Here is a 22,080-nt window from a genome sequence, read left to right on the forward strand (position 1 = left end):
TGGTCGGCGGCCCGGTCAGGGGGTCTCGCTCCGGCTCTGCCGGGCGAAGGCGCAGACGGAGTCGGCGATGTGCTCGACCTGGGCGTCGCTCAGGTGCGGGAAGACGGGCAGGGACAGGTTGCGCCGGGCGGCCGACTCGGCGGCGGGCCAGTGCGCGCCCGGCGGGGCGTAGGGGGCGAACGCCGGCTGGTGCGGCAGCGGCTGCGGGTAGTAGACGTGGGTGTCGACGCCGGCGCGGGCGAGGTGGGCTTCGAGGTCGTCGCGGCGCTCGGCGAGCAGCGTGTAGACGTAGAAGCAGCGGCCCTCACGGCCCGGCGGGGGCGCCACGACGCCGTGGGGGCCGAGTTCGGCGAACCGGCTCGTGTAGTACTCGGCGATCCGGGCGCGGCGGTCGAGCCGGGCGTCCAGCCCGGGCAGGCGGTGCAGTTGGAACCCGGCGAGGATCTCGTCGAAGCGGCTGTTGTAGCCGACCCGGTGGTGGACGAACCGGTGCACGCCGTCCTGCCCGTGGTTGCGCAGCATCCGCACCCACCGCCCCAGCTCGGGGTCGGCGGTGACCACGGCGCCGCCTTCGCCCGCGGTGCCGAACGTCTTGACCTGCACGAACGAGAACACGCCGGCCTCGCCCCACAGCCCGGCGGGCCGTCCGGCCAGCACCCCGCCCTGGGCGACGGCGGAGTCCTCGATCAGACGCAGCCCGCGGCGCTGCGCGATCTCGGTGAAGCGCGGCATGTCGGCCATCACGGAGAACATGTGGGCGGGCATCAGCGCCCGCGTGCGCGGGGTGACGGCGGCCTCGGCCGCGGCGGGGTCGGCGACCAGCCGCCACGGGTCGACGTCGGCGAACACGGGTACCGCGCCGAGGCCGCAGACCGAGGCGGCCAGCGGTGCGCAGCCCAGCGCGGGCACGACGACCTCGTCGCCGGGTCCCACGCCCATGGCCGACAGCACCAGGCTCAGCGCGGTGGTGCCGCTGGAGCACGCGACGACGTCCGCCGCGCCCAGCCGCTCGCGCAGCGCGTCCTCGAACGCGGCGGTGCGCTCGCCCAGGATGAACCGCTGGCGGGGGTCGGTTCCCACTGCGTAGACGGTCTCCAGCAGTTCCGAGCGGTCTTCCTCGAACAGGTCGGGCGGGAAGAACGGGATCACGCCGGCTTCCTTCCGGTGTAGAAGCGGCCGATGAGCGCGCAGACCCGGTGGATCTCCGCCGGGGTGAGGTCGGGGTGCAGCGGGAGCGCGAGCGCGCGGGCGCAGGCGGCCTCGGCGTTGGGGAAGTCGCCGGGGCCGTGGCCGAGGTCGGCGAAGCAGGGCTGCAGGTGCAGCGGCCGGGGGTAGTAGACCTCGGTGCCCACGCCGTGCCGGGCGAGGTGGTCGGCGAGGGCGTCGCGGTCTTCGAACTCCGCGAGGTAGACGTAGTGCACGGGCTCGGTCGCCGCGGAGCGCGGGGCGACGGCGGGCAGACGGACGACGCCGGGCATGTCGTGCAGCAGCTCGGTGTAGGCGGCGGCCAGTTCGGCGCGGCGGCGGATGGCGGTGTCCAGGTGCGCGAGCTTGGCCAGCAGCACGGCCGCCTGCAGGTCGTCCATCTTGCTGTTGAGGCCGGGCAGGCTGGTGGGGGCGGCGATGCCCGGAAAGTGGTCGAGGGTGTGGCCGCGCCGCCCGTGGTGACGCAGGGCGGCAGCGGTACGGGCGAGGTCGGGGTCGTCGGTGAGGACCGCGCCTGCGTCGCCGATCGCCCCCAGCGTCTTGGCCGGGAAGAACGAGAGGACGCCGCCTGCGCCGAGCAGACCGGCGTGTGTTCCGTTCCACCGCATGCCGATGGCCTCGGCGCTGTCCTCGACGAGAGTGAGCCCGCGGCTCTCGGCGAGGGCGCCCAGCGCGTCCATTTCGGCCATCTGGCAGAACAGGTGGACGGGCATCAGTGCGCGGGTGCGGGCGGTGACGGCAGCGGCGGCCGAGGCGGGGTCCACGGCGTAGGTGTCGGGCTCGATGTCGGCGAAAACGGGGCGGCCCCGCGCCAGCACGACCGCCGAAGCCGAGGCGACGAAGCTGAAGGCGGGTACCACCACTTCGTCGCCCGGTTGCAGTCCGGCGGCGCGCAGGAGCAGCACGAGCGCGTCGGTGCCGGAGTTGACCCCGACGACGTGCCGAGCGCCGGTCCACGCGGCGAGCGCGGATTCCAACTCGGCCACTTTGCGGCCGTGGGAGTACTTGCCGTGGTCGAGCACCTCGCAGCAGTGGGCGCGGATGTCGGGCCACAGGCGCGCGAAGGTGTCGCGCTGGCTGAAGAACGGGATCGGCGCGGGATCGGGGTCGCGGATACCGGCCGGGCGCCGGGGGCGGCCGGCGAGCGGAACGGGCGTGGCACAGGCGGGAAAGGGGGAGTCCATGATTCACCCTTGCGCTGAGAAGGAGGGCCGGCGGAATCGACACGAGCGGGCGGGTTTTCTCGGTCATCGGATTTCCGGAGCGACGGCGGTTATTCCCGCCTCGGCGCGAGCGCTAAACGAGAAACCGGGAAACCATGCCGAGAAACGCGGCACGACCACTCTTGGAACGGCTCAATTCGCCCCATTCCCGCGCGGCATCGACAGAAGCCGCTGTTCACCACACACCCGAACAAGCCAGGAAGCAATTGCGCGACGGCAATCGCGTGTCGCCATCCCCCGACGGAAAACGACTGTTGACAATCGCACCATCCCGGCGTGAACCTGGATCCGTTCGCGGCACAGCCCCGTACGGACCACTTTTCCGGAAAGGCGGATGCCACCGGTGGCGCCACGCGGAGACCGTCCTTTTTCTCATCGATGCGCTCGTGGATCCGCGCCGACCGAAAACAGAATGCAGAGAGGTGACGGATCCGCCATGCTGCATACGCTCGTCGTGGGTCTCGGCCGCTCCGGGCGCGGACTGCACCTGCCCGCTCTGGTGCGGGCCCGCGCGCAGGCCGGCCGGCACCGCGTCTTCTCCCCCGGCCCCGACCTCGTCTACGACCCTCGTCCACCGTCCGGGGGCCTGCTCCCGAACCCCGGCGTCCGCGCCGTCCCCTCGCTGCGAACCGCCGCCGAGGCCGCCGACCCCGCACGCACGGTCGCCCACCTGTGCACCCCGCCCGGCACGCGCGTAAAGGTCCTGGAGGAGCTGGCCCGGCTCGGCTACCGCCGCATCCTGATCGAGAAGCCACTGGCGGCGGACGAGGTCGAACTCGCCGCCGTGCTGCGGCTGCGGCGCCGGTTCGGCCTGCAGACGGCCGTAGTCGCGCAATGGCTGACCAGTGCGCTGACTCACCGGTTGCGGGCGGCGGTGCGCGAGGGCCGGCTGCACGGACTCGGCGTCCCCGGCGCCGACGGGGCGCCGGGCACCGCTCCCCGGCTCGGCCGCCTGCGCACCCTGCGGATAGTGCAGCGCAAACCCCGCTTCGTGCGCTCACTGACCAGCCGTGCCCACCCCACCGCGTTCGACGTCGAACTCCCCCATTCCGTCGGTGTAGCCCTCACCCTGGCCGGCGGCGCCCGCGTGCGTTCAGCCTCCTGGAGCGACATGGCGCTGGGCAACGTCGAGGTTCCCCACCTGGGACAGGCCCACCTGGTGCTGGAGCACCGCACGGGCGCCCGCACCGAGATCCTCTCCGACCTGACGGCGCCCACCCGCGAGCGACGCATCGTCTGCGAGTTCGACCGGGGCAGCCTGACCGGCCACTACCCCTGCAGCGAGGACGACGACACCGCCCAACTACGCAGCACCACCGACGACGGCTCGGCGCACCTGGTGTTCCACGACGACGCGCTGGCCGACTTCCTCCTCGGCGCCTACGAGCACTTCGCCGGGCTGCGCGCGCTCCCGCTCGACGACGCGTTCGGGCTGCAGGTGCGCGCCGTCCGCCTGCTCTCGGCCGCCAAGGACCTCTGCGCCGGGCACACCGACCCGGGTGCGGTCGGATCCGCTTCCGAGGAAAGGACGACCTGCCATGCCGACCTCGCCTGAGGAGCCCGAGCCCGCCACCCGGCCGCCTCTTACCGCCGGCTCCGCCCCGTCCGGCCCGATCCCCGGCATCGCCTACGCGGGCATCGGCGACGAGGCCGGGCCCAGCCTCACCGAGCAACTGGCCGCCCTCGAACGGCTCGGCTGGCGGTATCTGGAGCTGCGGACCGTCGACGGCCGCGCGATAGCCGACCTCGACGACCGTGCGTTCGACGGCGCGGCCGCCACCCTCGCGGCGCGCGGCATCGGGGTGTGCTGCCTGGACTCCCGCATCGGCAACTGGGCCCGGCCCGTCACCGGCGGCTTCGAAGCCGACCGGCGCGAACTGGAGACCCTCGCCGCGCGCTGTGCCGCCCTCGGCACCCGTGCCGTCCGCATCATGACCTACCCGAACGACGGACTGGACGAGCGCGAGTGGCGCCGCCGCGTCCTCACCCGCATCCGTGCGCTGTGCTCCATCGCCGAGAGCCGCGGGGTGGTGCTGCTGGCCGAGAACTGCGCGGGGTGGGCCGCCGAGCGCGCCGAACGGATGCTCGACCTGCTCGACACCGTCTCCAGCCCGGCCCTGGGCCTGCTGTTCGACACCGGCAACGGCATCGCCCACGGCTACCGTGCGCCGGAACTGCTCGCCGACATCGCCGCACACGTCGGCCACGTGCACGTCAAAGACGCGCGCCCCGCGTCCGACGGCGGCGAACCCGCCTACACCCTGCCGGGCGAGGGGGACGCAGGTGTGGGCGAGTGCCTGCGGCTGCTGATCGACCACGGCTACCGGGGAACCTGGTCCATCGAGCCCCATCTCGCGTTGCGCCCGCACCTGGGACAGCATGCGGGCACGGGCGGGGCGGCCGGATTCACCGCGGCCGGTGCGGCGCTGGAACGGCTCGCCGCCGAACTGCCGAACCCGCCGGTGCGCCCCGAGGGCGCCCGGTGAGCGCCGCAGCGCTGTCCGAGGACGACCGCGACCTGCTGCTGCACCTGCTGGAGCTGCCCACCGCGGGTTTCTTGGAGACCGGAACCCTCGCGCCACCGCCCCGGCTGCGCGAGGCCCAGGACGCCTACGCCCGCGCGGCCGCACGGTCGGGCTTGGCCGTCGTCCGCCATGCGGCCCCGGAACCGGGCGAGTTGCAGCGGCCCGACGTCCCCTCGGCCGTGCGTGAAGCGGCCGCGGCCCACCCCGGCTTCCTCGCCGCCGAGCCCAGCCTGGTGCTGCGGCTCGGCCCGCCGCGGCCGCGCACACACACCGCCATGTTCAACGTCCACCTCGACACCGTCTCGGGGTGGGAGCCCCCGCGGTTCACCGGCGAGCGTTTCCACGGCCGCGGCGCCGCCGACGCCAAAGGCCCGGCCGTCGCCCTCCTCGCCGGGGTGCGCGCTGCGCTGCGGGCCGAGCCCTCCCTCGGCACCGACACGGGCACCGGCGTGCTGATCCAGGCGGTGGCCGGCGAAGAGGGCGGAGCGATGGGGACCTTCGGCACCCGCCCACTCGTCGAGCACGGTTACGTGGGGCGGCTGAACCTGTTCTGCGAACCCACCGGCCTGCGCTACCTGCCGCGCTCCACCGCCGCCATGACGGCGCGGGTCCGCGTGACCGGGCGCGACGCCATCGACGACCGGCCGGAGCGCGGCCACAACGCCACCGTCCTACTGGGCTTCCTCGCCCAGCATCTGGCCGGCGCCCTGTCCGACGCCGCCGCGGACGCCGATCCCGCATGCGTGGCCGGACTGTGCACCGGTACCCGCCACAACCGCGTCTACGGCAGCGGCGACCTGCTGCTGAACCTCCCCTATACCGACACCGAATCCGGCCGGCGACGCGCCGCAGCGGTGGAGTCCGCCCTGGCCGACGGACTCGACGAGTTCGCCGCCCGCTTCTCGGACACCCGCGAGTACGCCCTGTCCGCCGCCGACGCCGCCCGCATCACCCGCCTGGAATGGCTGAAGCGCGGGCTCCCCGCTTTGGACTGCACCGACCCCTGGATGCACCGCCTGCTGCAGCAGGACGCGCAAGTGGCGCACCGAGGAGCCGACGAGCCCGCCTTCACCTGCGACGCCATCTGGATGCACGGCGTCCCCGGCACGAGCACGGCCGTCCTCGGACCGGGCGACCTGGCGGCGAACAACGCCCACGCCGCGGGCGAGTTCGCCGACCTGGCGGAACTGGAGTCCTTCGCCGGGGCCGTCGCCCGCATCCTGGTCGCCTTCGCGCGGGACCGGCGCGAAGGCGATCGGCCTTCGCGCGGCGCCGAGGGACGCGGGGCGGCATGACGTTCACGGCCGGACCACTCGGCCCCGCGCTCCCGGCCGCCGGTCAGCGGGCGCCGCCGGCGTAGCGGCGACCGCGCGGTCCGGCCCACTCCGCGCCAGACAGCCTCTTCCCCCGACCGGAAAGGCGGTTTCGACCGTGGTACCTCCCGACACGCCGTCTGCGGCGCGCAGTCCGCGCCCGTCCAGCGTGCCCTCGCCCCCGACAACGGCCGCTTTCCCGCCGCGCCCTTCGCGCGGCGGCCCCCGGGTGGCCGCCGACGACCTCGTCTCCTTCACCGCGCAGGTCTTCACTGCACACGGCATGCCGCCCGAACGGGCCCGGCCCGCCGCCGAGGCGCTGTGTTACGGCGATCTCACCGGCCACCCCTCCCACGGGCTCGCCAACCTCACCCGCATCTACCTGCCCGCGCTGGCCGACGGCCGGATCGACCCCCTGGCCCAGCCGCGCACGCTCGCCGATCGCGGCGCCGCCGCCCTTGTCGACGCCCGTCGAGCGCCGGGCCTGTGGCAGGCCGGTGCCGCTGTGGACTCCGCCGTCGAACGGGCACGGACCCACGGGGTCGGCCTGGTGTCGGTGCGCGGCGCGACCCACTTCGGCTGCGCCGGGCACCACGCCGCCCGCGCCGCCGAGCACCGGATGATCGGCATCGTCGCCGCCAACTGCGGCCGCCAGCGCATCGCGCCCCCGCCCGGCGGGCGGGAGCCCCTGCTCGGCACCAACCCGCTGAGCGTCGCCGCCCCGGCTCTACCCGAGCACCCGTTCGTGCTGGACATGAGCACCACCGCGGTGCCCACTGGCCGGGTGCGCGAAGCGGCGCGCGCCGGCCGCAGCGTCCCCGCCGGTTGGCTGGCGGACAGCGCGGGCGCGCCCGTCACCGACCCGGCGGCGTTCGACCGGGGCCAGGCCCGTCTGCTGTGGCTGGGCGCAGGCGAGGCCGCAGGCCGGGGAGGCGCATACAAGGGGTTCGGGTTGGCGCTGGCCGTGGAGGTCCTGGCGGCCCTGCTGCCCGGTGCGGGGACGGGCCCCGCCTCCGGGTGCGCCGACGACCCGGGCGCGCGCGACGACGACATCGGCTTCATCGCCGCGGCCGTCGCACCGGATGCGCTGCGCGAGGGATTCGGCGCCGACGCCCGCGCCCTGTTCTCCGCAGTGCTTTCCTGCCCGCCGACCGACGCCGAGGCGCCGGTGCGCTACCCCGGGTGGCACGAGGCCGAGTCGGCACGGGCGCGCCGCCGCGACGGTGTCGGTGTACCGCTGCCGGCCGCGCTCCACCGCGAACTCGCCGCGGTGGCCGACACCGCAGGAATCGCGGCGCCGCCCGTGCTCGGGGACCGGTGATGGCCGATTCCCCGCTGCGCATCGGCGTGATCGGTCTGGGCGCCATCTCCCGGTTCTACCTGGCCGCCGTGGAACGCTCGCCGTCACTGGTCCTGGCGGCCGTGTGCGACCCCCGTCCCGAGGCGCTCGCTCCGCTGCGGGGCCGCGCCCGCTGCTACCACGACCATCGGAAGCTGCTCGCGGACGGCGGTGTGGACGCCGCGGTCGTGGCCGCACCCAACCACCTGCACGCCTCGCTGTGCCGCGACGTGCTGGAGGCCGGGCTCGCGGTTTGCGTGGAGAAACCGCTGGCCACGCTGGCCGCCGACGGCGCGGCACTGCGCACCGCGGCCACGCGGCGCGGCGCGACCCTGTTCACCGCCTTCCACCGCCGCTACAACAGGTCGGTGCGGGCGCTGGTCGACCGGATGGCCGCAGGAGCACCCCCGGTCGCGGCGCGGGTGCGCTACCTGGAACGCATCGAGGAGCACATCGGTGGCGACGCCTGGTATCTGGACCCGCAGCGCTGCGGCGGGGGCTGCGTCGCCGACAACGGTCCCAACGCCTTCGACCTGCTCCGAACGCTGCTGGGCGGACTGTCGGTGGCCGATGCGCGCATCACCCGGGACGCGGCAGGCGTAGATCGGCAGGCGCGGATCGGACTGCGGTCGGAGGGCGGAGCACAGGCGACGGTGGAGCTGGACTGGTCCTTCGCCGGCGAACGCAAGGACGTGTGGGTGCGCCTGGCCGACGGGAGTACGGAAACCGCCGACATGCTCGGCGGTTTCGGCGGCTTCAAGGAGTCGCTGTGGCACGAGTACGCGGGCGTGCTGGCGGACTTCGAGCGGCGGGTACGGGGCGGTGACACCGCGGACGACGGCGGCAGGGCCGCGCTGGAACTGGTGGACGCGGCCTACCGCGCCGAGCGGGGGGCCACAGCCGCCGACAGTCCCCTGGCGTGCGGTGCCAGGCGGGATGCGGAGAGGAGGAGCCGGTGATCGGTGAGGACGGACCCAAGCGGGTGACGACGGCGGCGCTGGTCAAGGTGCTGGTACATCGCCGCGAAGAGCGCGGGATGGAGTTGCTGCCGTACGCGAGCCGCTGTGTGCGCACGGGAGAGGTGCACGAACTGGTCGCCACCGACCACACCGCGACCGAGCCCGGGGCGCGGATCGACAGGGTGGCGTTTCTCGGGTTCGCGGAGATCGGTTGCGCGGGGGTGGTCGACCGCGGGGACGAACTGCGGGTGAACGGACGGCCGGTCGGCACCGTGCTCGGGTTCGACGGCTGCCACTTTCCCAACCACTACAACATCCTGGTGCACACGCGGAATCCGCTCACGGGCGCGGAACTGGGCCTGCGCCCCGAGGACCGGATCGAGTTCGCGGCAGTGCACGGGGACACCGGTCGGCCGATCGCGTCGGCGCCCGAGGGACGCGGAGGAGGTGTCCGGTGATGCGCGAGAGCGGGTTGGCCGGGAGCCGGCCGGTTCGGCACGCGGCTGCGGGACGATCATTCCCGGGCGGGTAAGTCCGACTCATCTCCGAGGTCGGAGGCGACCGCCCGCACCGTCCCCGCAACGGCCGCGGGTCGCGGTGACAGCCTGCGGTGTGTGGAAGATACCGAGCCGCAGTTCCAGAACCCGTCCGGTACCGGCGGCACAGGAATCCTTCATCCGGCGGGCCGCGCCGTTCTCATCCGCGGTGCCGTTCCGCGACCGGCCGACCTGATCGGCGGCCGGACGCGGAACGGAGACGGCCCACCCGGGCGCCCCCTCGACCGGAGAGGGCGCCCGGGTGGGGCAGAGCCGTCCGCAGCACCTGTGCTGCGGACGGCCTGCGCTCGCGGACTCTAGCTGCCGAGCAGGGAGACGTCGGTGCGCCCCAGGTGGTAGTCGCGCACGGCGCCCATCAGTTCGTCCACTGTCAGGTAGCCGTTGCCGTTGGTGTCGACGCTCTGGAAGATCGCTTCGGTGTCGGAGGTGACGCCGATCGCGTTCAGCCAGCGCTTGAACTCGTCCTGGCTCACCCGGTTGTCGCCGTCGGTGTCGAGGAGATCGACGATGGCCCGAATGGTCGGACGCAGCACCTTGCTGAAGCCGGCGTCGCCCTGATTGAGGATCTCCGCCTCGGCCACGGCCGCGAACTCCTCGGCGTTCAGCGAGCTCTTGCCCGCCTTGCTCGCCAGGTAGTCCCACATCTGCGTGTAGGCGTCGAAGACCGCACGGGCACGGGGAGAGGTGTCGTCCTCGCCGAGATTGCGCATGATCTCGCGCGCCTCGGCCTCGAAGTCGGATCGGTCGATGCTGCCGTCGCCGTTGTTGTCCCAGAAGGCGAAGCGCTCGTTCAGGCGCTCGCGCTCTTTCACACTGCTCGCCATTATTGACCTCTCAATAAAATCGGCGATGACGCCCGGTTTCGTTGCAGAACCGAGCTAGCGAAGCTCCGCGACGATTACGCTACCACCGCGCCACGGAAGCGCAATGGCGGATTATTGGACACTCGCGCACGTTCGGAAATTCATGCGCCTGCAGCTTGCCGCAAATCGGACCAAAGCATCCTGAAACCCACCCTGCAGTACGCGACGTTCACCCGGAAACGTCCGAATAATCACCGGCTCGGGAATTCCAAGATCCTTGGCCTTTCACCAAACTTCCTACGCCCGACCTGGCCACCTGGTCTACGAATTTCAACATTCACAGTTCAGGAGATCCGGAATCCGACTACCGGTCCCCCGGATAGGTTCAGAACCCACCGCTGCCACGCGGAAATCGGCGACCTGTTGCGAATGTGTGAGCCGTGCGGCCCATGCCGCGCACACCACCGACGACACGGCGGTTTCCGATCGGACGGCCGCACCGGCTCAGAGTTGCTCGCGCACCCCGGATTCACGTTCGATGCTGCCCAGTTGGTCCCGCAGATTGCCCGCCATCGAAGCGCGGCCGGCGCCCCGGCGGAAGACCGGGAGCACGGTGCGCTTGCCGACGTCCTCGATGAGCAGCGCCAAGGCGCCGTAGAGGGCGAGCACGCACAGCACGACACCGGCCGCACCCGATACCGTCCCCCATAATGGGGCCCCGGTCAGCTCGTAGCCCGCGGTGAGGGCGAAGCGCACCGACGCGGCCAGCAGAATCGCCGCGGCCAGCAGCTTGCCCGTCGCCGCCCCCGCCGCGGGCACCAGCAGCCCCACCGCGACAGCCAGCATCAGCACGCCCAGCGTGGGGCTGGTCGACACGCCCGCGGGACAGCTCAGCGTCACCACAGCGGTCGCGAGCCAGGTGCCGCCGAGCATCCCCATACCTGTTCCCACCCCGATGTCGCGCCCCAGGAAGCCGAGGATGCTGCCGAGCAGCTGCAACGGGAAAGCGAAGGCGATGAGCACCATGCACACGTGATCCCGCTCGCTCACGGGCAGCCAGCCCAGCTGAAGCGCACTGAGCATCAGCGTGGCGACGGCCAGTGCCATGAAGCCCACGGGCATGGGGTTCGCGATCGGGCGGAGGCTGATCCGCACGCCCGGAGCGGCCGGGTACGCCTCCTCATCCAAGGTTCGCGCGTGTGCGGATTCGGTCACATCGGGTCACCCCTCGGCGCCTCGGGTTCGCACCGGCGCGCCGCAACGTCGCCGACGGCGCCCGGCCCGCGGCCTGGGCCCGCGACGCCGTCCAGGCCTCCCGGTCGGCGCCCGGCGCGCGTCGGGCACGGCGGAGCTGCCCCGCGGATTCGCGGCGGCCCCGGATCCGGCGGCGCCTCCAAGCCGCACTGGCTACCCTCGGCACGTTAGCGCGCGGGCCGCCCGGCGATCACGGCGGGCCCGCCGGGTCGGCCGACGACGGTGACACCTCCGACCGAGCGCCCGGCCACCGCCGAGAAATCCGTCGCGCGATGGCGAGAGCTTCAGAGCTGCTCGCGAATGCCGCCCTCCCGTTCGATGCTGCGCAGCTGGTCCTTGAGGTTGCCGTTCATGGACACCCGGCCCGCTCCGCGGCGCAGGACGGGGATGACGGTGCGCTTACGGACATCCTCGATCAGCAGGGCCAACGCGCCGTAGAGCGCGAGGACGCACAGCAGGACTCCCCCGACCCCGGCGACGGTTCCCCAGATCGGCGAACCCGTCAGCTCGTAGACCGCCGTCAGGGCGAACCGCACCGCTGATCCGCCCAGGATGGCCGCCGCGATCAGCTTGCCCGTCGCCGCCCCCGCCGCGGGGACGAGCAGGCCCAGCGCAACGGCCAGCATCAGCACGCCCAGAGTGGACGTCGTCTGGGCGCCGGGAGGCTGGTTCAGCGAGACGACGGCGGTCGACAGCCAGGTGCCGCCGAGCATCGCCATTCCGGTGCCCACGACGACGTCGCGGGCCAGGAATCCGAACACGGCGCCGAGCGCCTGCAAGGGGAAGGAGAACGTGATCAGGATGATGGCCACGTTGTTGCGCTCGCTGTCGGGCAGCCAGCCCAGCTGGAGGGCGCTGAGCATCAGGGTGGCGATCGCCAGCGCCATGAAACCCATCGGCTTGGGGTTGGCGATCGGGTTGAGGTTGATCCGGACGGCCGACTTCCCGAGAATCGACTCGTCGTTCTCCGGTGCGGGACGATCGGTGTCGGTCACGGTGGCTCACTCCTCGGCGACGCGTGTGGGCGGGCGCGCCAGCTCGCCGTCCCTGCAGGGCGGTCCGGCGGAGGGGCCGTCGTCCGCCTGCAAGGGCCGCGCTCGGCGCGCGCAGGGCGCCGGGTGAATCGGCCGCCCGCGCATGTCGCGATCTCCGGCTACCCGGTGCACAACCGCCGCGCTACCCACGATCAGGGCCGCGTCCCGAACCGGCCGCCGCGGACCGGCGCTGCGGTCGTGCCGCCGCACGCGCGATCCGAGGGCGGGCGGCCCCGCACGGAGCCGGCCGCCCCGTCGCGCCCGCCCGTGCGCGGGCGGCAGGCGGGGCGGCCGGCGGCACGCGCTCCGGGGCGCCGCCGGGGACCGGCGGGATACGAAGGCGGCGCGAGCGCGTGCGGTCGTTCCGGCGGCCGGGGCGCCGCCCGCGGATCAGCCGATGCGGTCGGCCATCTGCGGCTCGGTCTCCTGGCCTGCCGTGAACGCCTCTCGGCAGACCCGCTCGACCGCCTTGCCCAGGTGGCCGACCACTTCGTCGGATACGGGGTTGTGCCCCACCGGGCCACCCAGCAGCGTGGCCGTGCCCAGTGTGGCGGCGTCGGCGCCCAAGTCGAATGCCGAGGTGGGGACGTCGACCATGTCGGCGAAGCGGTCGGTAAGCGCCTGGCGGAGGAACGCCGGCACCGCACCCTCGAATCCGGGCGGCATGTAGGACTCGTACAGGTCGATGCACTCGCGGGTGAGGATGCGGCCCTCGTCGCTCGGGGCCCATTCGTACTCGCGCCCCTCGTGCCAGAGCTCGGTCGCCCGCCCGTGCGAGCTCATCGCCTCCTTGATGTACTTGTCGGGGACGCCGAGGAAGTGGGCCACGATCGCCCACGAGTACATGAAGCCCTCGGCCTCGTTCTGGTCGACGCTTAGGCCGATGTTCTCCATGCCGTCGAGCACACCGACGGAGAACACCAGCGCCGCGCCGGCGGTGTAGAGCTGCGAGACGGGCGCGCCCATGCCGTCGTAGTCCCACTCGCCCGAGCGGCGGTGCAGCTCGCGGATGGCGGCGTGCACCAAGCGGACCTTCTGGCAGGTGGGAACGAGCTTGGAGTGGTCGGTGAAGGCGTCGGAGTCGCCCATGCCCATGAAGATCCGCGTGGACTGGGAAAGCCGGCGATGCGGCTGGTGCGAGAGTTGGTGGGTGGAGTGCAGGGTGTAGGCACCCACCGGGGAGAGGTAGGTGCCCACGAGGCCGACCGTAGCCTGCATCGCCGAGGCCGGCAGGTGGTGGTGCCGGAAGAAGTCGGCGGTGTCCGCTAGCCGGGTGTCCTCGACCCAGTCGGGGAACTCGCGGGTGGTTTCGAAGTATTCGCGCAGAACGGCGGGGGTCTGCGCGGGGATCTGGGAGTCGGCCGTGTCGATCTGGCGGAAGAGGTTGTTGACGCTGTTGACCTGGTCGTCGTCCAACAGCTCCTTGACCACTTCGTCGGCAAGGGGATCACCCAGATCCCGCAGTTCGCGGGCGAAGTCGGCGTAGTCCATGGCCATGCTGCGGTCTCCTTCGAGTGCTGAGGGAGGTCGGGCGGGGCGAGCGGGCGCACGGCCGTGGTCCGTGGCCGCGGCTCACCCCCGTCGTCAAGGAGCGAGCGGACCGACATCAAGACACAAACCGAATTCGGAAAGTCACTGCGAGTCCGTTCGCTTAGGCGTATGTGCTCCAGGCGACTCGGCGGCAAACCTTCGTCGCATCCTGGAATACCAGGTCAGCGCCTTGATTCGGTCATCGCGGAGGTCGGGCCAGGCCGGTCCGCAACCAGCCGTCCGGCCTTCGCATACGCGGAGGCGCCGCGGCCGCCGAGGGCTTCGGCACTGCGACGCGGCGTTTGCCGACACCCATGCAGGGCGGGCCCCTGGCTGCTCGGCGGCATCTCCGTGAGCCTGGTCTGCTACGGGCTCTACTGCCTCTGCAAGATCCGCTGGCTGCGTCCTTGACCGGCTCCGACGGCTCGGCCACCCGTCGGCTCCGCCGGCCCGGCGAGGTACCCGGGTCCGAATACGGCGGCGGATGTGCAGATGGCCGGGATCGGTCCCGCGGAGGGGTGCCGGCCGGGGCGGCAACGAACAGAGCGGTGTCTAGGATCTCTGGCATGAACGACTTGCACGGAGATCGGGCCACCTGGCGCTTCGACGGGGAGACCGTCCTGATCAGGTACCACACCGGAGCGTTCAAGAACGCGATGCTCAAGGAGCTCGGCCGGTGCAGCGTTCCCGTCTCGGCGATCTCGGCAGCGGAGTTCGACGTGTTCGCCGGCAAGCGCAAGCGCTGGGCTCTGCGGCTGCGGCTGCGCGAGAAGGCCGATCCCTACGCCGCAGTGGGCGCGATGCTCAATGCCCGGTCGCAGCCCTTCGTGTTGGTCGGACCGGCGAGCACGGAGCTGGTAGCGGAGTACCTCGCCGAACAGCTGCATTTCGCCGCGCAGCAGGCCGACCCTCCGGGCGGGGCCCCGCCCGTCCTGGCGACCCGGCTGGTGCCGCCGTTGCCGCTGCACATCCAGACGTCGGAGGGCACCGCCGCCTTCGACGGCTCCACCGTCCGACTGATCTGGGCCGGCTCCGAGGCGTCGTCGCGGAAGAAGAAGGCGCACCGCCGAGAGTTCGCGCTGGCCGACATCACCGGCGTCGAATGGGTTCCCGAGGACGACTGGGGCAACGGCCACATCCGCATCAACACCGCCGACGCCACCGAGGAGGAGATCACCAAACCCAAGCACGACCTTTCATGCCTGATGACCAAGGACGGCAAGCAGGTCGCCCGCGGGTTGATGATGGCCGCCACGATTACGGCGTACCTGTGGGCCGGCAAGCGGCCGGAGCTGGACTAAGCCGTGCTTAAGGAGTGCTGGATCGGTCCGGCTCCCATGGGCGGCCGGGCCGTGCGACTCCCATCCGCTACGCGGACTTGCCCGAACTTGCTCCCGGCCGGGCGGCGGGCTGATCTACGGGGAGCAGCGGGCACCGGGGACGATGGCGGGCCGGGGCCCGCTGGTTGAGGGAGCGGGGACCGCAGGTGGCGGTGCGTGGGGAGGGGCGGCTCGGGTCTACTGGGCGGACCTGCTGGTGCAGACAGACTCGGCACGGCTTGGCCCGTCTATCGTGAACCTATGGTCGCAGGTAAGCGCATTCCGCGGCCATAAGTTCGCGATCATCGCCGGATGGACCGGCATAGGGGACCTACCGGCGCCGGTGGGCCGACTGGGTGCCGCCGTGCTCCCTACCGGGCCCGCACAGGGTGGAGGCCGCGCGGCGGGCGCGGCCGCGGGCGCCCGCACGCCCCGGGGGCGCCGGAATGGGGGTTGGGGGGCGACGCCGCGTCGCTCGTGGCGCCCGGGCGAAGCCCTTCGCCACCGTCGCCGCCGCTTTTCAGTCAAGTCCACCCGTTTCGCGGCAGACCAACCAGGCCGCACAGCAGCCCAGCGTTCTTAAACACGGCTTAGCCGCCCGGCCCGGCATTCGCCGAACGCCGGTGCGGCTGCCTCCCCCTCATGAGCCAGCCGCACCGGCGCACGGGTGTCACCGGCGGGGCGCGGCAGCCCGGCGCTTGGGCCGGATTGCCGGTACCGCCCGTTCGGTGACGGTCGGACGGCTGGTCGGGAACCGACCGCACCGTCCTCGTCGCCTGCAGCATCCCCACCGCCCGGGGCGCGCCGCCGCCTGGCTGGCGCCAGCTCCTCGGCGGTGAAGACCTCGTGCTCCAGAGCAAAGCAGAAACCGCGCCGCTGTGGCGCCGATTCCGCTCGACCGTAATGGCGTCGCAACTTTCGCGGTCCCGGCCGCGGGTGGGCCGCGGCGGCCCACCCGCGGCCAAGCGCCGCACCCGACGGGGGCGCGAACCGCTCCGAACGGCCGCTCGGACGGCCGTGCGTTACTCGGCACCGCCCTTGAACCCGCACCCGCCGACGGGTTACCAAGGCTGCGGGTTGCGGAGCGTCCTCACGGCCGGGACACCGGAGGCGTAGTGGGCCCTCCCGCCGCCCGGCGACGCACGTACACGGGACGGCTCGGCGAAACGGCTCGGGATCGGGGAGCGAAGCGAAATGCCCACCGCGGAACGCACCGTCGTCCACGACGCGGCGGTCCTCACCGCCGACTCCGCGGACACGGTGTACGAGCACGGGACGATCGTGATCGAGGACGGCCGCCTGACGGAGGTGCGCCCCTCGGCGCCCGGCGACGGCGAGGCTGCGGACGAGACGGCCGTCGACGGCCGCGGCAAGCTCGCGCTGCCCGGACTGGTCAACGCGCACGCCCATGTGGAGTCGGCCGGGGTGCAGGGGGCGTTCAGCGACCTGTCCACGTTGCGCCTGGGCGCGGAGGCCGCGGCGCTCTTCCACCGTTCCGCGGACTACGCCGAACTGGCCGGCGCGGGGTGGCCGGTCAGCCTGATCTCATTAAGCCCTCCATTCCCGGCCTCGAGCACCATCACCTCAACGAACACCTGCGCCTGCGGGCAGCACAGCTGGTCGGCCTGCCCGCAGCCAACACCGAGATCATGACGCGCGGCGATATCGAGGTGCTCGTCTGCGAACGTTATGACCGCCGACTCGTCGGCGGCCGCTGGCAACGCATCCACCAAGAAGACCTCTGCCAGGCGCTGGCGGTACATCCGAGCATGAAGTACCAGGCGGCCGGGGGCCCCGGCATAGCCAAGATCGCCGCCCTCCTGCGCGGACTCGCCGCTCCCGACCGGCAGCAGAGCGCACGCCGCTTCTTCGACGCCCTCGTCTACAACGTCCTCATCGGCGCCACGGACGCCCATGCGAAGAACTACTCGCTACTGTTGGGGCCTGCTTCCCGGGCGCAGTTGGGGCCGCTGTACGACGTGGCCACCGTTCTGCCCTACGACCAGCGCCCCGACCACACATCGGCCATGAAGATCGGGAGCACCTGGCAGATGCGCAAGGTAACCCGGCAGGACTGGGGAGCTGTGGCGACCGCTCTCGGGTTGCCGGTCGAGCAGGCCATGGAGCGGGTGACCGCCCTACGCGCCGCCGTCCCGAAGGCGCTGCACCGCGCGGCCAGGGAGGACACGGTACCCGAACCTCTCCGGCAACAGGCGATCCGCATCGCAGATCTTGTGACCGCCCACGTCGAGAACCGCCGCGCATCCTTCGCGGTCCTCGATCCCACCGCCTCCTCCCCGACCACGGGAGGCGGCTCCACAGATCCCGGCCGATGAGGTCGCCCCGCGCCGCACGACCGCTGGAGCGGTTCCGGACACCGTTAGGGTCGTCGGCATGGAAGAACGCAAGCTCGGAAAGACCGGCAGGAACGTCAGCGCCGTCGGGTTCGGCGCTTGGCAGATCGGGGATGCGTGGGGGTCCGTCGGCGACGAGGACGCGCTGGCGGCGCTGCGGACCGCGGTGGACTCGGGGATCAGCTTCATCGACACCGCCGACGTGTACGGCGACGGGCGCAGTGAGCAGCGCGTCGGGCAGGTGCTCAAGGAGTACCCGCACCTGACGGTGGCGACCAAGATGGGGCGGCGGGTGCCTCAAGAACCCGCGAACTACAGCCCGGAGAACTTCCGGGCCTGGAACGACCGCTCCCGCGCCAATCTGGGTGTGGACACCATCGACCTGGTGCAGCTGCACTGCCCGCCCGAGGCGGTCTACGCCTCCGGAGCCGTCTTCGACGACCTGGACGCGATGGTCTCCGAAGGGCGCATCCGCGCCTACGGGGTCAGCGTCGAGACCTGCGCCGAGGCGCTGGCCGCGATCGAGCGGCCGGGTGTGGCCAGTGTGCAGATCATCCTGAACGCCTTCCGGCACAAGCCGCTGGAGGAGGTGCTGCCGGCCGCGCGGGAGGCCGGTGTCGGCATTATCGCGCGGGTGCCGCTGGCCAGCGGGCTGCTCTCGGGCCGGTACACCGCGCAGACCAGCTTCGGGGAGGACGACCACCGCAACTTCAACCGCGCGGGGGCGGCGTTCGACGTCGGCGAGACGTTCTCCGGCGTCGACTACGAGACGGGCCTGGCCGCGGTGGAGCGCATCCGCGAGGTGGTACCCGAAGGGATGACGATGGCGCAGTTCGCGCTGCGCTGGATCCTGGACCAGCCGGGTGTCAGCACGGTGATCCCCGGCGCCCGCAACGCCGAGCAGGCGCGCGGGAACGCGGCCGCGGCCTTCCTCGCGCCGCTGCCGCAGGAGGTACACACGGCCGTGCGCGAGGTCTACGACGAGCTGGTCCGCCCGCAGGTGCACCACCGCTGGTGACGGCAGGGCCCCGGCTCCGGGGTCGCCGGTCCGCCGGCGCGGCGCCGACCGCCCGTCCTGCGGCGCTCAGGCTTCGGCGGGGCGGGCGCGCGCCTGTTCGGGTTCGGCGAGATGCTCGGGGATGCGGGTGCCCGGCTGCAGCGGCACGAGCTCGGACTGCAGCACCGTGGTGGCCGCGCCGATGGCCGGGGCGGTCGCCGCCGACGTGGAGATCTGCACCGCTACCGGGTGTGTGGCGCGGGCGAAGAAGGCGCGGTCCAGCTCCTCTTGGATGATCGGCAGGTACAGGGAGCCGGCGACGGCCAGGCTCTGCCCGCTCAGCACGACGCGGTCGAGGTCCAGCACGTTGGCCAGGGTGCGGGTGGCCATCGCCAGATAGCGGGCGGAGCGGTCGACGATCGCGCGGGCCGCGGGCTCGCCGCGGCGTGCGGCGCGGGCGACGGCCGCGAATTCCGCCGCCACCGACGAGCGGCCGCGCGGGCCGTCTGGGTCGAGTCCCGCCGAACGCGCCGCCTCGGCGTCGGCCCGGGCCCGGGCCACCACGGCGGCGGGCCCGGCCATGACCTCGGTGCACCCGCGCGCCCCGCACCAGCACTCCGGTCCGTCGGGATCGAGGCAGATGTGCCCGATCTCGCCGGCGTTGCCGCTGGTGCCGTGGTAGGGGATGCCGTTGATGAGGATGCCCGAGCCGATGCCGGTGCAGACGTAGACGGCGGCGAAGGTCGAGGAACCGTTGACCGCGCCGGACCAGTACTCGCCCAGGGCCGCCGCGGTGGCGTCGTTGCCGAGGACGACCGGGAGCCCCGTTCGCCGCTCGACCGCCTCGTCCAGCGGGAAGTCCTCCCAGTGCCGCATGATGGGCGGAGCCAGCCGCATGCCGGTGGTGGGGGTCAGCGGCCCCGGAGAGACGAGGCCGATCCCCAGCACGCGCGCCTCATCCACCCCGACACCGTCGATCAGCGTGCGCACCTCGGCGGCCATCCGCTCGACGACCGCGGGCGGGTCCTCGGTGCCCGCGCCGGCCCGGGTCATCCGCGCCACGACCGAGCCGCCGAGGTCGGTGAGCACGTAGGCGATGCCGGAGTGGTCCAGGTGCACGCCGACGGCGTAGCGGGAGGACTGGTCGAGCTGGAGCAGCACCCGCGGCTTGCCGCCGGTGGACTCCGCGCGCCCGGTTTCCTTGACCAGGCCGTCCTCGATGAGCTTGCGCACGACCGTCGAGATGGTGGCGCCGGTGAACCCGGTGGCGTCGATGAGGCCGACGCGGCTGATGGTGCCCGCTGCCCGGATCACGTCGAGCACCGCCGCCCGGCTGCTGGCATGCGGAATCGCCCGCGCTGGCGCGCCCACCTGGAACCTCCGCTTCACTCCCCGCTGCGATCCGGCGCGGTCCCTGCGCTGACCCGCGCGGTCGCCGCCGGCACCTGCGGAGTTTACCGCCGCGCTCACGCCGCCCTGCGCGCCGGTCGCCCGGGCTCGTCGGATGAATACCCACCGCAGCCCGGGGCCACTCGCGCGGCCACGGGAAATCGACCGCCGGACGCAGTCCTGCACGGCGGCCTTTTCCGCCATAGGCGGTTCCGCGGAACCGAAAGTATCGGAATTCCGGCGCGCCCGGCGAATTCGCGCCGCGTGACCTGGGGCGGGATCTCCACCCGACCTGCAACCCTGGCGAATGTGTGTATACCGGTTTACCCTCGATGCGGCAATGATCACTCCGAGCACGAGGTGGCACACCCGGGGGATTCGCGTGTCGGGTGAGTGGATTTCCGATTCTCAGGAGCCAGAATGTCGCACCACCGATGGGCGTGGCGCGTTTCCGCGACCACGACCGCGCTCGTCTTCGGGTTACTGACCCACCTCGGCCCCGCGGCCGCCGAGGAGGCCGGCCCGGCGGCCGCGGACCCGCCCGCCGCGGCTGCCGAGGCGCAACTCCCGCTGGATCGGCTGCAGGTCACCAGCACCCGTACCGACGCCGCGCGGCTGGACCGCCCCACAGCGATCGACTCGCCCGCCGACGGCAGCGGTCGGCTTTTCATCACGGAGAAGGAGACCGGAACGGTCCGCGCCTACCATCCCGACACCGGCCTTTCCGCCGAACCGCTGCTCGACATCGGCGACCGCATCACCACCGAGGGCAATGAGCAGGGGCTTCTCGGAATCGCCACGCCGCCCGATTTCGCGCAGCACCCGGCGCTCTACGTCGCCTATACCGGCGCCGACGCGGGAACGCTGACGCTCTCCCGTTTTCCGATGGACAGTCCCGACCAGTCGAGTGTCCCCGCCGACGGCGAGGAGGTGCTGCTCACCGAGGAGCACTCCGAATACACCAACCACAACGGCGGCGCGGTGGAGTTCGGTCCCGAGGGATACCTGTACTGGAGCCTGGGCGACGGCGGAAACGCCGGAGACAGCCTGAACAACGGGCAGAACCTCGGCACGCTGCTGGGTTCGATCGTGCGCATCGACGTCAGTCAGGCGTGCGGCGGACTCGCCTACTGCGTCCCCGAGGACAACCCGTTCGTCGGCGTGGCCGACGCGCGCCCGGAGATCTGGGTCTACGGTCTGCGCAACCCGTGGCGGTTCTCCTTCGACCCGAAGAACGGTTCGATGTGGATCGCCGACGTGGGCCAGGGCATTCACGAGGAGGTCAACCACCTGCAGGCCGACGAGGGCGGCACCAACTTCGGCTGGCCGTGCCGCGAGGGGCCGGCCGAATACGACGCGGAACGCTGCGACCCCGCGGCCGACTACACCGACCCGGTGTTCTCCTACACCCACGAGGGCACCAACTGCTCGGTGACCGGCGGACTCGTCTACCGCGGCGAGCGATACGCCGACCTGGCCGGCGGCACCTACGTGATGACCGACTACTGCAGCGCCAACACCTGGGGCATCCGCCACACGGGCGGCGGCGAGTACACCACCGAGCCCATCGGCACCCTGCCGATCCAGGTCACCAGCCTCGGCGCCGACGCCTCGGGCGAGCTGTACGCGGTCAACGACCTGCCGGGCGGCTTGCACCGCGTCGGCTTCGAGGCGCTGCCGCCGCCCGTCAGCTGCACGGTGGGTTACACGGTGGACAGCGAGTGGGGCGACGGGTTCACCGCGTCGCTGGAGGTGACCAACACCGGCGACGAGCCCATCGAAGGCTGGACGCTGGAGTGGGACTTCCCCGGTGACCAGCAGGTCACCAACGCCTGGCAGGCCGAGGTCACCCAGGACGGCACCACGGTCTCGGCGGCGAACCTGGACTGGAACAACGTGATCGCGCCGGGCGAGTCCCGCCGGTTCGGCGTCCACGCCACGTTCAGCGGCGCCAACACCGCGCCCGAGGAGTTCACCCTGAACGGCTCCGCCTGCGAGCAGTAGACGCACCCGCAAGCGGCGCGTGCGGTGGACCCGGCCGGGTCCACCGCACGCGCCGACGCGCTTCCCGCGCCGCGCGGAGGGGAGACGGGGCGAAATACGGGGCGCGGTAGTCGGGATTTTTCCCACGGAGGCTCCCGCGTCAGCCCCGAGCGGTTCCCGGCCGTAGCGCTCGCTCGGCGAGGCCGGGTCCCTGCCGCCGCCCGAGGGGACCGGCCCTTACGCTGTGGAAAACAGTTATGCCTGCGCCGCGAGCACGGCGGTCGCGGTGGTAGTC

18 protein-coding genes are annotated in these 22,080 nt (G+C 72.4%); 11 read left to right on the forward strand and 7 right to left on the reverse strand.

Annotated features, from left to right (window positions below):
- Positions 1-15: 15 nt before the first annotated feature.
- Together EKD16_RS18400 and EKD16_RS18405 are read right to left on the reverse strand one after the other, a co-directional pair.
- A complete protein-coding gene (locus tag EKD16_RS18400; protein ID WP_131099521.1) occupies positions 16-1,149 on the reverse strand; it encodes a DegT/DnrJ/EryC1/StrS family aminotransferase in 1,134 nt (377 codons plus the stop codon).
- Entirely contained in the window at positions 1,146-2,390 is a 1,245-nt protein-coding gene (locus EKD16_RS18405) for a DegT/DnrJ/EryC1/StrS family aminotransferase (protein ID WP_131099523.1), read from the reverse strand. Before EKD16_RS18405 ends, EKD16_RS18400 begins: the two co-directional genes overlap by 4 nt.
- A gap of 475 nt (positions 2,391-2,865) precedes the next feature.
- Here EKD16_RS18405 and EKD16_RS18410 point away from each other — a divergent pair, with 475 nt between their 5' ends.
- The 6 genes from EKD16_RS18410 to EKD16_RS18435 all read left to right on the forward strand — a co-directional run bounded on the left by EKD16_RS18410 (position 2,866) and on the right by EKD16_RS18435 (position 9,023).
- Positions 2,866-3,984 carry a Gfo/Idh/MocA family oxidoreductase gene (locus EKD16_RS18410; protein WP_242677045.1) on the forward strand — a complete coding sequence of 373 codons (1,119 nt, stop codon included), beginning with the start codon at positions 2,866-2,868 and terminating at the stop codon, positions 3,982-3,984.
- Positions 3,968-4,915 (forward strand): sugar phosphate isomerase/epimerase family protein, encoded by a 948-nt coding sequence (locus EKD16_RS18415; RefSeq protein ID WP_131099525.1) that lies wholly within the window; start codon positions 3,968-3,970, stop codon positions 4,913-4,915. Before EKD16_RS18410 ends, EKD16_RS18415 begins: the two co-directional genes overlap by 17 nt.
- Entirely contained in the window at positions 4,912-6,249 is a 1,338-nt protein-coding gene (locus tag EKD16_RS18420; RefSeq protein WP_131099527.1) for a M20/M25/M40 family metallo-hydrolase, read from the forward strand. The genes EKD16_RS18415 and EKD16_RS18420 overlap by 4 nt, the downstream gene beginning before the upstream one ends.
- 247 nt (positions 6,250-6,496) lie before the next feature.
- Complete coding sequence (locus EKD16_RS18425; protein ID WP_242677046.1) at positions 6,497-7,588, forward strand: Ldh family oxidoreductase; 1,092 nt, start codon at positions 6,497-6,499, stop codon at positions 7,586-7,588.
- Positions 7,588-8,565 (forward strand): Gfo/Idh/MocA family protein, encoded by a 978-nt coding sequence (locus EKD16_RS18430; protein ID WP_131099529.1) that lies wholly within the window; start codon positions 7,588-7,590, stop codon positions 8,563-8,565. The genes EKD16_RS18425 and EKD16_RS18430 overlap by 1 nt, the downstream gene beginning before the upstream one ends.
- Positions 8,562-9,023, forward strand: a complete 462-nt coding sequence (locus EKD16_RS18435; protein ID WP_242677047.1) for a DUF6917 domain-containing protein — start codon at positions 8,562-8,564, stop codon at positions 9,021-9,023. Before EKD16_RS18430 ends, EKD16_RS18435 begins: the two co-directional genes overlap by 4 nt.
- 395 nt (positions 9,024-9,418) lie before the next feature.
- On the opposite strand, the gene EKD16_RS18440 is transcribed toward EKD16_RS18435, so the two are convergent.
- The 4 genes from EKD16_RS18440 to EKD16_RS18455 all read right to left on the reverse strand — a co-directional run bounded on the left by EKD16_RS18440 (position 9,419) and on the right by EKD16_RS18455 (position 13,710).
- On the reverse strand, positions 9,419-9,934 hold the full coding sequence (locus EKD16_RS18440) for an EF-hand domain-containing protein (protein WP_207391348.1): 516 nt from the start codon (positions 9,932-9,934) through the stop codon (positions 9,419-9,421).
- A 495-nt stretch (positions 9,935-10,429) separates the two neighbouring features.
- Positions 10,430-11,140, reverse strand: coding sequence for a GPR1/FUN34/YaaH family transporter (locus EKD16_RS18445; protein WP_131099533.1), 711 nt, complete (start codon positions 11,138-11,140; stop codon positions 10,430-10,432).
- Positions 11,141-11,463: 323 nt separating this feature from the next.
- Positions 11,464-12,174, reverse strand: a complete 711-nt coding sequence (locus tag EKD16_RS18450; RefSeq protein WP_131099535.1) for a GPR1/FUN34/YaaH family transporter — start codon at positions 12,172-12,174, stop codon at positions 11,464-11,466.
- Between the two features lie 429 nt (positions 12,175-12,603).
- The gene (locus tag EKD16_RS18455) at positions 12,604-13,710 is read right to left on the reverse strand and encodes an oxygenase MpaB family protein (protein WP_131099537.1); all 1,107 of its coding nucleotides are present in this window, start codon (positions 13,708-13,710) and stop codon (positions 12,604-12,606) included.
- 599 nt (positions 13,711-14,309) lie between these two features.
- Here EKD16_RS18455 and EKD16_RS18460 point away from each other — a divergent pair.
- The 4 genes from EKD16_RS18460 (at position 14,310) to EKD16_RS18470 (ending at position 18,434) form a co-directional block, all read left to right on the forward strand.
- Positions 14,310-15,044: a DUF4429 domain-containing protein gene (locus EKD16_RS18460; RefSeq protein WP_165498607.1), complete on the forward strand. Its 735-nt coding sequence runs from the start codon at positions 14,310-14,312 to the stop codon at positions 15,042-15,044.
- 1,212 nt (positions 15,045-16,256) lie between these two features.
- Entirely contained in the window at positions 16,257-16,715 is a 459-nt protein-coding gene (locus tag EKD16_RS26250) for an amidohydrolase family protein (protein WP_242677048.1), read from the forward strand.
- Positions 16,622-17,398 carry a HipA domain-containing protein gene (locus tag EKD16_RS18465; RefSeq protein WP_242677458.1) on the forward strand — a complete coding sequence of 259 codons (777 nt, stop codon included), beginning with the start codon at positions 16,622-16,624 and terminating at the stop codon, positions 17,396-17,398. The genes EKD16_RS26250 and EKD16_RS18465 overlap by 94 nt, the downstream gene beginning before the upstream one ends.
- A 58-nt stretch (positions 17,399-17,456) precedes the next feature.
- Positions 17,457-18,434 carry an aldo/keto reductase gene (locus EKD16_RS18470; protein WP_131099543.1) on the forward strand — a complete coding sequence of 326 codons (978 nt, stop codon included), beginning with the start codon at positions 17,457-17,459 and terminating at the stop codon, positions 18,432-18,434.
- Between the two features lie 66 nt (positions 18,435-18,500).
- Here the strand turns inward: EKD16_RS18470 and EKD16_RS18475 are convergent, their stop codons facing one another.
- Complete coding sequence (locus tag EKD16_RS18475) at positions 18,501-19,736, reverse strand: ROK family protein (RefSeq protein ID WP_242677049.1); 1,236 nt, start codon at positions 19,734-19,736, stop codon at positions 18,501-18,503.
- Between the two features lie 486 nt (positions 19,737-20,222).
- Here EKD16_RS18475 and EKD16_RS18480 point away from each other — a divergent pair, with 486 nt between their 5' ends.
- Positions 20,223-21,806 (forward strand): PQQ-dependent sugar dehydrogenase, encoded by a 1,584-nt coding sequence (locus EKD16_RS18480; protein ID WP_165498608.1) that lies wholly within the window; start codon positions 20,223-20,225, stop codon positions 21,804-21,806.
- Positions 21,807-22,080 lie beyond the last annotated feature (274 nt).

It is taken from the genome of Streptomonospora litoralis (genome assembly GCF_004323735.1).
Classification (GTDB): domain Bacteria; phylum Actinomycetota; class Actinomycetes; order Streptosporangiales; family Streptosporangiaceae; genus Streptomonospora; species Streptomonospora litoralis.